10 protein-coding genes and 1 tRNA gene are annotated in these 13,049 nt (G+C 62.7%); 1 reads left to right on the top strand and 10 read right to left on the bottom strand.

Annotation, left to right across the window (positions count from 1 at the left end):
* Positions 1-46 precede the first annotated feature (46 nt).
* The 3 genes from ASE85_RS09240 to ASE85_RS09230 all read right to left on the bottom strand — a co-directional run bounded on the left by ASE85_RS09240 (position 47) and on the right by ASE85_RS09230 (position 3,289).
* Positions 47-877 (bottom strand): sulfite exporter TauE/SafE family protein, encoded by an 831-nt coding sequence (locus ASE85_RS09240; protein WP_056687014.1) that lies wholly within the window; start codon positions 875-877, stop codon positions 47-49.
* A 305-nt stretch (positions 878-1,182) separates the two neighbouring features.
* Complete coding sequence (gene ald, locus ASE85_RS09235) at positions 1,183-2,298, bottom strand: alanine dehydrogenase (RefSeq protein WP_056688588.1); 1,116 nt, start codon at positions 2,296-2,298, stop codon at positions 1,183-1,185.
* 100 nt (positions 2,299-2,398) lie between these two features.
* A complete protein-coding gene (locus ASE85_RS09230; RefSeq protein ID WP_056687011.1) occupies positions 2,399-3,289 on the bottom strand; it encodes a peptidylprolyl isomerase in 891 nt (296 codons plus the stop codon).
* A gap of 100 nt (positions 3,290-3,389) precedes the next feature.
* On the opposite strand from ASE85_RS09230, the gene ASE85_RS09225 reads away from it, so the two are divergent.
* Positions 3,390-3,480: transfer RNA gene (locus ASE85_RS09225), tRNA-Ser, on the top strand.
* A gap of 695 nt (positions 3,481-4,175) precedes the next feature.
* Here the strand turns inward: ASE85_RS09225 and ASE85_RS09220 are convergent.
* The 7 genes from ASE85_RS09220 to ASE85_RS09190 form a co-directional block, all read right to left on the bottom strand.
* On the bottom strand, positions 4,176-4,493 hold the full coding sequence (locus ASE85_RS09220) for a hypothetical protein (protein ID WP_056687008.1): 318 nt from the start codon (positions 4,491-4,493) through the stop codon (positions 4,176-4,178).
* Positions 4,477-4,866, bottom strand: a complete 390-nt coding sequence (locus ASE85_RS09215) for a hypothetical protein (protein WP_156358273.1) — start codon at positions 4,864-4,866, stop codon at positions 4,477-4,479. Before ASE85_RS09215 ends, ASE85_RS09220 begins: the two co-directional genes overlap by 17 nt.
* Positions 4,856-6,238, bottom strand: a complete 1,383-nt coding sequence (locus ASE85_RS09210; RefSeq protein WP_056687001.1) for a site-specific DNA-methyltransferase — start codon at positions 6,236-6,238, stop codon at positions 4,856-4,858. Before ASE85_RS09210 ends, ASE85_RS09215 begins: the two co-directional genes overlap by 11 nt.
* Before the next feature lie 45 nt (positions 6,239-6,283).
* Positions 6,284-6,727 (bottom strand): AbrB/MazE/SpoVT family DNA-binding domain-containing protein, encoded by a 444-nt coding sequence (locus ASE85_RS09205; protein ID WP_156358272.1) that lies wholly within the window; start codon positions 6,725-6,727, stop codon positions 6,284-6,286.
* 180 nt (positions 6,728-6,907) lie between these two features.
* A complete protein-coding gene (locus ASE85_RS09200; protein WP_056686994.1) occupies positions 6,908-7,582 on the bottom strand; it encodes a hypothetical protein in 675 nt (224 codons plus the stop codon).
* Positions 7,579-8,640, bottom strand: coding sequence for a hypothetical protein (locus ASE85_RS09195; protein WP_056686991.1), 1,062 nt, complete (start codon positions 8,638-8,640; stop codon positions 7,579-7,581). Before ASE85_RS09195 ends, ASE85_RS09200 begins: the two co-directional genes overlap by 4 nt.
* 656 nt (positions 8,641-9,296) lie before the next feature.
* Positions 9,297-13,043, bottom strand: a complete 3,747-nt coding sequence (locus ASE85_RS09190) for an SIR2 family protein (protein ID WP_162237440.1) — start codon at positions 13,041-13,043, stop codon at positions 9,297-9,299.
* Positions 13,044-13,049: the final 6 nt, after the last annotated feature.

Raw genomic sequence — 13,049 nt, 5'->3', positions numbered from 1 at the left:
TAAAGCGTGTCTCTGGCGGCCTTGCGCAATATCGGACTGAGGGGCTTTAGAACTTCAGACCAGCACGCAGCATGAGGGCGCCGATGAGGAGGAGATAGACGCCGAATATCTTCTTGAGCGGGCCGGCCGGCAAGCTGTGCGCGGCGGCGACGCCGAGCGGCGCCGTCAGCATCGACATGGAGGCGATCGCCAGCGTCGCGGGGATGTTGATATAGCCGAGCGAACCCCAGGGCAGGCCGCCTTCCTTGAGGCCGATGATGGCAAAGCCGATGGTGGTGGGGATGGCGATCAGCGTACCGATGCCAGAGGCGGTCGCAATGGCGCGGTGGATGGTGCGGCCGCACAAGGTCATCACCATGATCGCAATGGTGCCGCCACCGATGCCCAGCAGCGAAGAAAAGGTGCCGAGGCCGCCGGCGATGCCGACCCGCAGGATGCCCGAGGGCATATGATCGCTGACCACCTTGCCGCTGACCTTGGGCAACAGGAAGTTGAGCGACATGAGGAGGACGCCGCCGCCGAAGATCATCTTGAGCGTGGTGCCATCGACATGACTGGCGAGCATGACGCCCGCACCGCACCCCAGCACGATCCAGGGCGCCCAGGTCTTGAGCACCTCGAACTCCACCGCGCCACGCTTGGCATGGCTGAGCAGCGAGCGGATCGAGGTGACGATGATGGTCGCAGCCGACGTGCCGATGGCGACATGGGCGATGGCATCATGCGTCCCGCCCAGCAGCGGCAGCACGACCAGCAGCGCCGGCACGACGACGAAGCCGCCGCCGATGCCGAAGATACCCGCGGCAAAACCCGCCAGCAGGCCGGCAGCAAGCATGGAAACGAGTGGAATGAGCCAGGTCATGACGTCGGTGTGCATCAGCGAGCCCCTTCCTGTCCGGTGCGCATATTGCGGCGTTCGCCTTTGCGGATCAAGGCGGCGAAAATGGGGTAATCGACCATGACGTTAGACCATGCCTCTCTTCGGCGGAATCAAGCTGCATGGGGGGCATGTGGTCATGTCCCCCTGCCCCGTTCAACGAACGACGGGCAGGAACCCGCAAGCCCCTCTCCCAAACTATGACGCAGGGGAGAAACAAAATCATGGCGGCAACCTATGAGAAAAACGACGCATCCCCGGCCAAGGGATGACGCCGTTCGTTTTTGATCATGTCGCAGGATCGATCAGTTCAGGGCCTCTGTCGCCGGGGTGTAGGGCAGGCCAAGATCGTCGGCCACGGCCTGATATGTGATCTTCCCGTCCCACACGTTCAGCCCTGCGCGCAGATGCAGGTCGCGGCGCAGCGCCTCCTTCCAGCCCAATTCGGCAATGTGCAGGGCATGGGGCAAGGTCACATTGTTGAGCGCATAGGTGCTGGTGCGGGCGACCGCGCCGGGCATGTTGGCGACGCAATAATGGACGACGCCATCGACGATATAGGTCGGGTCCGCATGGGTGGTGGCATGGCTGGTTTCAAAGCAGCCGCCTTGGTCGATCGCAACGTCCACCAGCACGGCCCCCTTCTTCATCGTCTTGAGCATGGCCGCGCTGACCAGCTTGGGCGCGGCCGCGCCGGGGATCAGCACCGCGCCGATCACCAGATCCGCCTCCGCCACGCATTCGGCAAGGTTGGCGCGATTGGAAAATCGGGTCTTGGCCCGTGCCTCGAAATACATGCCGAGCTTTTCCAGCACTTCCGGGCTGCGGTCGAGGATGGTGACGTCGGCACCCAGCCCGGCCGCCATCTGCGCCGCGTTGAACCCGACCACACCGCCCCCGATGACAACCACCTTTGCGGGGAGCACGCCCGGCACACCGCCCAGCAACACGCCGCGCCCGCCATGCGCCTTTTCCAGAGCGGTGGCGCCCGCCTGGATCGCCATGCGGCCTGCAACCTGGCTCATGGGCTTGAGCAGCGGCAAGCCGCCATGGGCATCGGTCACGGTTTCATAAGCGATGCAGACGGCGCCCGAAGCGATCAGGTCTTTGGTTTGTTCCGGGTCTGGCGCCAGATGCAGATAGGTGTAGAGAATCTGGCCGGGGCGCAGCATGGCCCGCTCCTGCGGCTGCGGCTCCTTCACCTTCACGATCATATCGGCCGTGGCGAAAATGCCGGCGGCGGCCGGGCCTATCTCGGCGCCGGCCCGCTCATAAAGCGCATCGCTGGCGCCGATCCCCTCACCCGCGCCGCTTTCCACCAGCACGCGATGGCCATGCGCGGTCAGTTCATGCACGCTCTCAGGCGTCAGGCCGACGCGATATTCGTGATTCTTGATCTCCTTGACGGTGCCTATGATCATCATGCCTCTCCCGATCAGGGCGCGGTGGACCGCGCCATCATGGCATCAGCATAACGCAGGATTCTCCTTCTTTATCCGCCCCTCTCACCTTACCTTAGGCTCAGGGCAGCGGCTTGACCGGGACCGGCGCGTTGCACAGATCTACACCAGCGGCGGGGCGATCGTAGAAATCATCCTTCCGGTTGGCGCGCAGGTGGAGATATCGTGCGAAACTGGGTGAGCCGGTGTCCATCATGACGAAGCGGGGCCGCTCCGCTTCGGGCAATTCGCTGGCGAGGCGGACGCTCAGGATCGGCACCGGATGTTCCTGCGACGTGTAGAAGCCGAGTTCGCCCGACCCACGGGGCAGGCTGGACAGGATCGCCATCCCCTCGATCACCCGGCCCACGACGGCGATGTTGCGGTCGAGCTGACGCGGTGCCTGACCGATGACGGCATAAAGCTCCGCCCCTGTCCCGGCGTCCGGCGAGACATTGCGCCCCACGCCGACATAGCCATAGCAATGTGGCAGCCAGGCGGCGGCACCATCCATCGCCACCGGCCATCCGGCAACGAAACCGGTCGAAGGCGCATAGGGATCGGGATAGGGCAAGGGCGTGACGGCCAGACGGCGGTTCGCCAGCGGCAGGCCATAATCATCGGCACTGGTAGCCGACAGGCCCGGCGGCGTCGGCTTCTTTTCGGTCGAATCCCCCCATTGCACGACATAATTGTCCTGCACCCGGTTGATGCTGGTCCCGTCCCACCAATGGGCCTTTGCCAGCTTGACGATATTGGCGACGTGGCGCGGCGACAGGCCGGGCGCCAGCTGGATCACCACGCGCTTGCCACCTTCCACCGTCATGACCAGCAGGTCCTCGGCAGGGATGGCCTGCCAGGCGGCATCGGGCGCCTGTGCCACGACGGCGGCGGGCGTTGCCGGTGGATCGGCGGCGAAAGCCGGGGTTGCAGCGAGGGCCGCGAGCAGCAGGGCGGGAAGGCGATGGGTCATGTCGCGATCAAACAGGGCGCGCGGGATAATGTAAAGCCTTGTATCAATGCCCCTTGCCTAGTGCGACGCGCCACGATAGGGAGCCGCCTCCAGAGCATGCGGAGCGGTGGCCGAGTGGTCGAAGGCGCTCGCCTGGAAAGTGAGTATACGCCAAAAGCGTATCCAGGGTTCGAATCCCTGCCGCTCCGCCATTTAGTCTTAAGTAGTTCAAAAGACTGGATAAAATCCAAGATTTGCGCGCGAAACTGCGCCTTTCCAATCTCGTTTGGTACTGCAGAGAGTCAGAACCAAACTTGAAATATGGAATTTCGGTCAAAATTCTCCGCGCCGATAGCCAGCAGTACGGAAGTGAAAATTGTCGATTGCATATCGATGGTTCGATCCACTTTGGCGCCGCCAAACAGTCTCAGACAATCCAGATAATTGGGTAAATCTCCCCTGAACTGCGCTGTTTCGCGCCTTTCGGTGTGATTTCCTTCCGCAGGGAATTTGGATCGCGCCAGATTCGCGGGGGGTCCGAGCTGCTTTTCTCCACCGCAAGTGCCTCCGTACGGAATCGGTGGGATGGCAGTTGTGCCATCATAAACTTCCGTTGGCTGAGCAGAAGCCTCCGCCTTCCAGCTTTTCAGCAGAGAGCAGGAACGCCCGTCGATGGAACGGAAGGTACCTGATGGGAGTATGGTTCACTTTTGGGCAAAATGCTCGGAAACAGACAGACGAAAATCCACGAATATTACTGATATTAAAGCATTTTTCGGAAATTGAGCGGTTCTGAATTAATTTCAAAAACAGGTAGAAAAGAGCGTCGCTGCAGGACATCTCATAACAATGAGCAGGCAGTTTTTCACCTGCTATCATTGGCTGACCGCTCAGAAGTATCCCTCGGTCAATACGAGATTTGGCTGATCTCTTTGTCAACGCGGATTGACGAATGTGCGAGCCTATGCCTGATGTGAGTGGCGTCAAACTCCTGCGCTGTCATCGACGCTGCCTGCAGTAGCAGCCAGATGAAATCCTGGCAGTGAATGCGTCGGGGAGCCTTACCCGTGGCAAGTTCGAGCAGTCGCGCCTCGAATAGCGAGACTGTTTCTTTTTTTCCGTGTGCATTGATGATCCGCACTGGCTTTGCCGCCAGAGCAAGAAGATCCGCGCGCAAATCCTGCCCTGGAGACCATCCATCCATCATGTCACCGATGGCGCGCATCAAATTCCGCAAGCCCCGCTGCGCCTCCATCCTCAAAGGCTTCACGACGCGCCTCCCGATGCTCGGCTTCCCAGCGCTGCTGTTCCCGAACCTCTTGACGCCTTGCCGCCTCCTGGACCGTCCTGATGAAGTGCCGCGCGGCGAGCCGGTTTTCGCTTGCGCCAGTTGCGAGGTTCAGCGCCGCATAGGCGAATAACACCGGCCCTTCCTTACCGTCGCTTGTTCTGCCTGCCGAACGATTCGCTGTGTCGATTATGACCCTGTCGAAATCCTCCAGCGTCTCGTAGCGCTGCACCTTTTTTAGGGGGCGTCCCTTCCGGTTTCCCGAACTGCCCTTGGGAAAGCGCCCTTGGGGATCACGGTTAGTCACCATCGCTTACACCTCCACCCAGCGCCGCGTCGGCCAGCCTTTCCATGTCAGCGATCCGCCGCGCGGATACGTCATTGAAGCTCTCTCCAGTCGCTTCGAGGATGGCCGACTTACGGGTCAGCGCCTGCCAACGGCGGATCGTCACCTCGCAATAGCCCGGCTCATATTCAATGAGCCGTCCGTGTCGCTTGGTCTTTTCCGCGGCGATGAGCGTGGAGCCCGATCCGCCAAAGGGATCGAGCACGATCTCGCCCCGCTTCGAGGTGTCCTTGATCGCATCCATCACCATCGTCACCGGCTTTACCGTCGGATGCATGGCCAGTTCCGCGTCAGCGCCCGTCTTCGTGGCGGCGCGATAGTTCCAGATGTTAGTGCGGTAGCGACCGTTCTTACCCAGCTCGACCGTGTTGAGATGCGGCACCGTTCCTACTTTCCAGACAAAGACCAGTTCATGCTGCGACCGGTAGAAGCTGCCCATGCCGGCGTTGTCCTTCGACCAGACGCAGATGTTCTTGAGCTCGGAATAGACCGCCCTGCCCGCCCGCATCATCTCCTCAACGTGCCGCCAGTCCATGCACTGATAATGGATGGCCCCATCCATGCTGACATCGGCCGCATTACGAAAAGCGGTTTCAAGGAAGCCTGTGAACTCCGGCTCGCTCATCTCACCGGTCGCCATGGCAAACTCGGCATGCTTCGTTTTGCCCAGCCCGCCCACATGACCGTTGATCTTCACGTTGAACGGCGGATCGGAAAAGACGAGCCGCGCCTGATCTTCACCCATCAATCGGACGAAGCTTTCGGGCTTGCGGGTGTCGCCACACAGCAGGCGATGGTTGCCAAGGATCCAGAGGTCGCCCCGTTCCACGCTGCAGGTCTGCCGGCTGTCCACCTCCGGGATCTTCTCGAGCCTGGCGTCGGCAGGTGTCAGCGACATCAGCAGGTCCATGTCCGTGGTCGAGAAGCCGGTGATCTCAAGATCGAAGCCTAGCTCCAACGCATGAAGCTCCTCAAACTCGATGCGCAGCACCTCCTCGTCCCAACCGGCGTTCTGAGCGATGCGATTGTCGGCCAGCGCATAGGCCCGCAGCTCCGCCGCATCGAGATCGCGAATCGGGATAACCGGCACATCGGCAAGGCCAAGCAGCCTTGCTGCCGCATGTCGGCCGTGCCCGGCGACGATCACACCCTCGTCATCTACGATGATGGGATTGGTAAAGCCGAACTGCCGGATCGACGATGCGATCTGGCCGATCTGCTTTTCACTGTGGGTGCGCGGATTGCGCTTTGCCGGGCGGACCGCCTCGAGCGGACGCAGTTCTACCTTGAGGGAACGGATGAGCCCGTCCCCCCGGATGCTGTCATGGTCAGTCATGGGTGAGGTTCCTGTGTAGGGTTATCCCGCCGTGCGGGAGCGCGACTACCCGTCGCGCTGTGTTCGCAGCAGCGCCTCGATGAGCGCTGCCTGCTCGGGCATTTTCTCGCGGGCCAGTGCAGTGACCTGCCGCAGGGCTGCTTCCTGGCTGAGGATCATCAGGCCTTCGGGCAGGGCCTGGCAGTAGACGGTCCCGCCAGGAGCAAGGCCATATCGTTCCATCACTTCGGCAGGGAGTTCGATGCCTCCTGCCTTTCCAACCTGCGCGACGATAATTTCGTCGCCACTCAGCGGCAGTCTTTCCGATACAGGCGGCGCTGCTTTCTCGATCAGCCCCGCGCGCAGGAGAACATTGTAGACATGCTGGTACCGGATCCCGAGATAGCGGCCGATATCACCGGTCGACACTCCTGCCGCATGGAGGGCACGTACCTTGGCCGCCTTGGCTGTCAGCCCCTCGGTCAGGCGGTCCATTTCTTCATTGGTCACGGCACACTCCACATCATCGATGATGTGGATATCCCTCATCGATGGTGTGGCGTCAATATGGGAACATAACTCAGTTACTCACTCTTCTAACTTTTAATGAGCAAGCTACTGTTCCGGAACGTATTTATTTTTGCTGCCGTCACCGTGTCGCATCAGCGTCATCGGCAGTGTGAGCACTTCTCACCCGGCCATACCACATTGGGCGAGCGATGTTTCAAGCGATTCGTCCACCGGTATCGGCTTGAGGCCATCCTTCGTGAACTGCCCGACCCGGTACATGCCGCTGTCGGGCAGACCCGTATCGGTAGCTGCTGCCTTCGCGCGATAGAGCAGGCCATGTCCTGCCCGCAGTTCGGCCAGCATCGCCTTTGCCACCTCGCCGGTCGCAAAGGTGCTGGTGGCAGAGAAGCCGGCGGCCATGCGGGTAGCGAGCGCCATCGTATCGGCCATGGCCTTTGCCGCCGCAGGATCGGTACCGGCTGGCACGGGCGGTACTGCGATGGCTGTACCCTCGGGCATCGGACCGTCTTCGGGCTTTATCTCGCGGAAGGGTTGGTCATCGACCCGCCAGAGGATATTGCCTGTGGGCAGGCGGAAGCGGCCGCCACTGCTTACGCCGATCAGCAGACCATGTTTAGGATGATTCTCGATCACCGGATAGAGAAAGCCGGTGCGCGAATATCGGGCCTTCCCTACATAATCCATGGCTGACACCACGCAGCGCGTCTGCCCGGTGACCGGATCTCCGGTGCGGGTCACGAACCAGGTTCGTGGGGTCTTTTCCTTTGCGGGAGCAGGCGCGGAGATGCTGGCGACTGCGACAAGGGCAGCAGCCGTGGCAAAACGGATTTTCATGCGACAAGGGCCTCCCAGAGCTGGCGGACAAGGGTTTCGAGCAGCGCACGCTGCGCGGCGTCAGGTTCAACTGGCGAGGCATGGCGCCAGCGGCGATGCTCGAGGAACAGGGCGATCCAGAGCTCGGTCACGCCGCCACACCAGCGGCCGATCTGGGTGGCGACCGACAGTGCGTGATCGGCGAAGAGGGAGAAGTCAGCCCGCCCGCGCTGTTCGAGCAGGGCGTAGCCGTCGATCAGATGGGCAAGGTCGGTGGAGCTTTCCCAGTCCAGTTCTGCAGGGATCGCGGTGAAGTCTCCTGCGCGGACGGCGTCCAGCCATGGCTCTCTGTCGGGTGCAGGAAGGATCGCCATATGGTCGACGAGGCTGGCAATCTCATGGTCGGTGGTGCCGAAGAGCCTGTCTACAAGCTCCTCGACATCACTGACCTTCTCGAACCGGCTTGCCTTCACAATCCGGTGATGGGGTCGGAAGCCCTTGTCACCCCTGCTATGCTTTGCGATGCGGTCACCCAGCGGCGTGATGCGCTTACCCGGCTTCTCACCAAAGAAGCGCCATGCGGCAGGGCGCAGCGTCACGGGGTCATAGGTGCTCCAGATGATGCAGGCTGACGGCTTTGTCTCCAGCTTTGTCTGGGCGCTCACCTCCCCTGCCCTGCCGCCTGCGATCTGGGCCTTGAGCTGGATATGCCGCGTGACGCCATTGGCCTCGATGACAAGGTCATAGCCTGTCAGGTCGCGGTCGCTGCGCAGCAGATCGAAGGCATGGCCCCGCAGCAGAAGCTCGGACGTGATGGCGCCGCAGAACTGATATTCGAGCGTGTTCTCGATCAGTGTGGACTGACGGGACAGCTCGCCCTTCGATGCGGCGTTGCGGATGGCAGATGCACTCAGTGGTCGCGCTCCTCTGTTCAGGAGCGCCGCGCTCTGGCCCTGGCCTCGTGCGTCGCTCCTATGTCCTCTCGGGGCGACGGCTCGGAAGCCGGATGTTAGTAACCTGATCGCTAGAGCAGGCGCATGCGCCTTTACCGTTGCCGGCTGGACATGCGCGCATGCCACCCGGCCCCAGCAATATGCCGTGACCGAGTTCTAGCGAATTGGGGTTACTACGCCCCGCTTCCCGGCTTTCTCGGGAAGCGAGGCCACATTGCTCGACTTGGGGGCGCAGGCAAGTGGAATGTCGCGATGGGCGCAAATGCTGGGGGATTTCAGGGAGATGAATGGCGGTTTCAGCAGGTGTTCAGGCCATCTCCGTCATAAACGCATCGTCACTCTTCCCCTTGAGTGACACCTCCCTGAACCTTGGCCCCGCCGTCGACACAACGTCCGGCGGGGCATATTTTGGAGTCAGGCCTCACCAAATCCACTCTGAAAAATGCTTTCTGACGGACCGTCGACTGATATTGGCCACCATGAAAGCCATCACCAGCTGCGAGAAATGGCTGCATCTGGGGCTGAAGCATTTTCCTCTTTTGCCAAGGGCTGGGACTTTGCGCTCTGTCCGGTTTGGAGAAGCGACAGCAGAATAGCGGACATTTGAGCCGCAATGCGCGATGGCGGCTTTGCGCCCCATTTCAGCCATTGGGCTTGGATTGTCGTGATCCCGAAACCGGCCGTTCGTTCAGCCTAGACGCCGCCTATGCTGTGCAGCAGGGCGTTGTGGTACTGCGCTGGGAGAAGAACCGTACCTACGCCTGAAAATGAGGGAGGGCAGGTCACTGAGTCAGCGCTTTCAGGCGCCGCCAAGGATCGCTTTGCCGCAGCGCCGGTTGCGCCTCGCCAATCAATTCGACCAGTTCGCGCAGGTTCCACGGTTGCGCTTGGCGATCATCGCCGACCAACGCATTGAGCAGCGTCAGCGTATCAGCCGGATAGTCGACGCTGTAACCCTTACCCTCTTCGCCCTGCTTCTTGATCCGATAAGCGAAGGTGTCGAGGTGCGCCACCGGTCGCAGGAACGGCAGGATCAGGGCAACGACCTCCGGAAAGCGGGCCTCGGCGTGTTCGGCGATCTGGGCCAGCTGGCGGGCCGTATTGCCGGTCTGATATCGTAGCTGGCGCGGCCATGCCTCGAGCAGGAACGGGCGAATCAGGTAGGTCCACATTTCGTCGGTCTGCTTGGTCCGTGCCAACATCCCAAGCGCTTCCACGCGACCCTCATCGTCGGTCGCGATCAGCACCCGCCGGGCTTCGGCGAAACCGATTACCGCGCGCTTGCCATCGCGTCCGAGCGTCAGATTGACCATCAGCCCGATCAGCCGCTTGTGGGCCTCATCATCGAGCGCGAATGGTGCGGTGCGCCTGAGCAAGGCGATCAGCTGCGGCTTGATCCGCCGCCCGGCGTCGTCGCCGATGAAGTCGGGAGCCAACGCCAACCCGTGCCAGGCCGCCTCAGCGAGCGGATTGTCGAGTGCGAAGATCGGGGATAGCGACCGAGTCCAGTCCGGGAACCAATAGTCGAACCAGCGGAAATGCCGGGCGAGGACGCAGGCGGCGTGTCCGGCACCATGCCCGGGCAAGGTCAGCAAGTGCGCGAAGCGTCTCGCGGCCCAGTCGGGCATGGCGTCCGGAGCGGCCGGCTCGAGCAAGGCCAGCACGGTCTGGGCAAGATGACCGCCGGGCGAATTGATTGCTTTCATCAGCGACACTTCGGAACGCTCGAGCGGCACGCCGCCCACGCTCCCCATCCCGATACCGCTGTGAAGGAGTTCGGGTTCGGCGCCCAAGTAGCGCGCTACGATGGCGTCGAATGCCGCCAGGCCGAGGTCGAGATTGGTGCGCATCAGTGCAGGCAGATGCTTCTGTGCCCAGCTGGCGATACCGTGCCGTAGCGATACGAACATTTCCTGTGGGAGGCGCGCCAGGGCAAGCGCCATCAGCCGGACCAGTCGCGGCGGTGCGCCTTCAGGCCAATTGTCGACCAGGCTGTGCCAGAAGCGCGACGGAAATTCCTTGCGGCGCGCGACGAGGCGCAGCGCAGCGAGCGCCTTGAACGGATCCTTGGCGACGAGGCCATCGAACGGCCGGTAGTCGCGTAGCTGGCGATGATCGTCGGTGCTGAGCTCGGCGGCGAGGGCAAGGATGCTGGGAAGCGGCGCCTCCTCCAGCCCCTGCGAATCGGACACCCGTTCGATGAAGCCGCCGCGCGAACCCAGGCTATCATCGGCACTCCATGCCCAGGCATCGGACCAGCGCGGATCGGCCGCCTGAAGTGCTGGAAGCCTGGCGGCAGTCGCGGGCGACAACGCGCGTCCATGCAATTCAAGCCAACGTAACCAGCTTGCCGACCAAGCCGCCTTTCCGCGGCGATAATCCGCGCGCGATTCGCTATCGTAGCGCGGCCGACCGCGAAGGATACGGACTTCGATTCGCCTGCGCATGCGCTCCGGCAAGCGCGGCCACTGCGCCCGGAGCGCTAGCAGCAGCTCGCGCGACATATTGCCTTCCCACCAGAGCGCGTCGGGCATGGCGAGGATTTGACGGGCAAAGGTGCCAGCGTCGACGAGTTCCGCTTTGGCAGAAGCATAAAGGAAGAGCTTGGCGAAGAAGATCGGATCCGAGCTGTCCCATGCCGCGACCTCATACCGCGCGGCGTCGGGGTCATGCTTGGCCAGCGCGTCGAACAGATCCCTGAACTTCAGGAAATGGCTGGCCTGCCGGTCGTAATCGAAGGACTCGCCGCGGTCGCCCGTCGGGTGCAGCGTCGGCGTGCTCCAGAAGAGGCGCATCGTGCTTTCACCGATCATCGCCGCCATGCGCTTGAGCGAGTCTCTAACCAAGCGCGTCACCTCGGCCAGCATTTCGGGCGGCGGATCGAGTCCGTCCGCCCAGCGCGATACGGCGACCTTGATCGTGGCGACGTGTCTGAGCTCGGCGGCATCTTCGCCGCAAGGCGGGATAGGCGATCCGAGCGTGGTGCGCTCGATGGTGAAGGCCGGCGCCAGCGCGCGCTCGAGTTCGCGCAGGACGGAGGGACTCCAGCCTTCCCGCTTGATGCGTTCGAGCACTTCATATTGGCGCAGGTCGTGCACATCCTCGGCGTGGGCGCGCACCGCGTCTAGATAGCAGCGCCAGAACTGACGCACCTCGGGCGCAAGTGCGGCACCACGGTCGAGCCGATAGTCGATCTCGCGGATCAAGCCGGGATGCGCAAACGGCCGGCCCGCGGCCCACCAGATCGCAGCAGGCTGGTCCATGACCAGGCCGAACCACCTTGCTAACTGATAGAGCCGCGCCGGCAGTTGGTTGCTCCACTCGGCCCGGTAGCCTGACAAGCGCATCCGCTCGGGCCAGCTTTCATCGCCGCGCCGCCAGCCGAGCAAATCCTCGCCGGGAACGTCGATGCCGCCGCCAGGGCGAGGGTCGGGCCGAGGCGGATCATTGTCGAGCCCGAAGACCTCGAGCGGATCGACCTGCACGCCGTCACGCCAGCTGACGCGCCCGGGACGGGCGTAGCGGCTGAACCCATCGAACACGCACAGCCATTCCGCCGGCGGTGCGGAAGTGGCACCGGCGAAAGCGCCGGCGCCCGCCCTGGTACTGACGAGATGCGCGACCTGGCCGCGTTCGAACGGTTGCAAGCTGGCCGGCTGACGCTGCGCCAGCGCGACCAGCCGGGCGCGCCAGGCATCGGGGTCGCGCGCGGTCTCGGCCCAGGCGAAGATGCTATTCCACAGGCCGCTATGCTGCCGGTCGCCGGGGCAATAGGGAATTGGGATGACGCCCTTGTCGCGCCATGCTTCGTCGTCGGCGGCCAGACCTTCGGGCGCGAATGCGTAGATTTGCGACCGCCGGGCCGGGTCGTCGCGACTGTTCAACCCTTCGAGCAGATAGCGCATCGGCGGATCGTTCGCCGAATAGCCTAGCAGGACAATCGTATAGCGCTCGCTTAGCGCACGGACGAAGCGGGCGGCCCAGCCTTCGGCAAGATAGGCGCGGCCAAAGTCGGCGCTGGTGATGATATAGCCGGCGCGGGCCCTTTCGGCGCGGTTGACCCGACCATGCAGGTAGACGACCCCCTGGATCGGCTGGAGTTGCGCGAGATCCGGGAGTGTTGGTGGCACATAGGCGCGCAAGCCTTTGTCTGCACGCTCGAACAGCAGGTCAAAATTGGTGGTGACGATTTTGGCGACGCCGTCGACGCCGCGCGACAGGTCGATCGCCGCGCGGTGGAATCGTAGATCGGCGCCGCGCGGCGTCCGTAGCGCCCGCGACATCTCGCGATCGACCGCAGTGCCGCCAAACTCCTTGACCATCGCCATGAATACGCGGTCGAGACTCTCCTGGCGTACCCGCGCGGTACGCGATTCCTGTGCCGCGAGACGATCGAGCAGCGCGTCGGCCAATCCCCCGAAATCGGGAAGCCCAGAGGGCGCGGAGATGCCAGCACCGCAGAAGAACACTACTTCGCCGAGATCGCGTGCTTCGATCAGCGTATCGGGAATGTCGGGACCGTCGGCCAAGAAACG

The organism is Sphingobium sp. Leaf26, from assembly GCF_001421665.1.
Lineage (GTDB): Bacteria > Pseudomonadota > Alphaproteobacteria > Sphingomonadales > Sphingomonadaceae > Sphingobium.
This window is presented reverse-complemented; position numbering and strand designations above follow the sequence as displayed.

Excerpts from the sequence above, each read along its gene's own strand:
- ald (WP_056688588.1), bottom strand. The coding sequence starts at position 2,298 with ATGATCATAGGCACCGTCAAGGAGATCAAGAATCACGAATATCGCGTC.
- ASE85_RS09220 (WP_056687008.1), bottom strand. The coding sequence starts at position 4,493 with ATGCGCGCCATCGGTGACATGATGGATGGATGGTCTCCAGGGCAGGAT.
- ASE85_RS09215 (WP_156358273.1), bottom strand. The coding sequence starts at position 4,866 with ATGGTGACTAACCGTGATCCCCAAGGGCGCTTTCCCAAGGGCAGTTCG.
- ASE85_RS09230 (WP_056687011.1), bottom strand. The coding sequence starts at position 3,289 with ATGACCCATCGCCTTCCCGCCCTGCTGCTCGCGGCCCTCGCTGCAACC.
- ASE85_RS09210 (WP_056687001.1), bottom strand. The coding sequence starts at position 6,238 with ATGACTGACCATGACAGCATCCGGGGGGACGGGCTCATCCGTTCCCTC.
- ASE85_RS09200 (WP_056686994.1), bottom strand. The coding sequence starts at position 7,582 with ATGAAAATCCGTTTTGCCACGGCTGCTGCCCTTGTCGCAGTCGCCAGC.
- ASE85_RS09240 (WP_056687014.1), bottom strand. The coding sequence starts at position 877 with ATGCACACCGACGTCATGACCTGGCTCATTCCACTCGTTTCCATGCTT.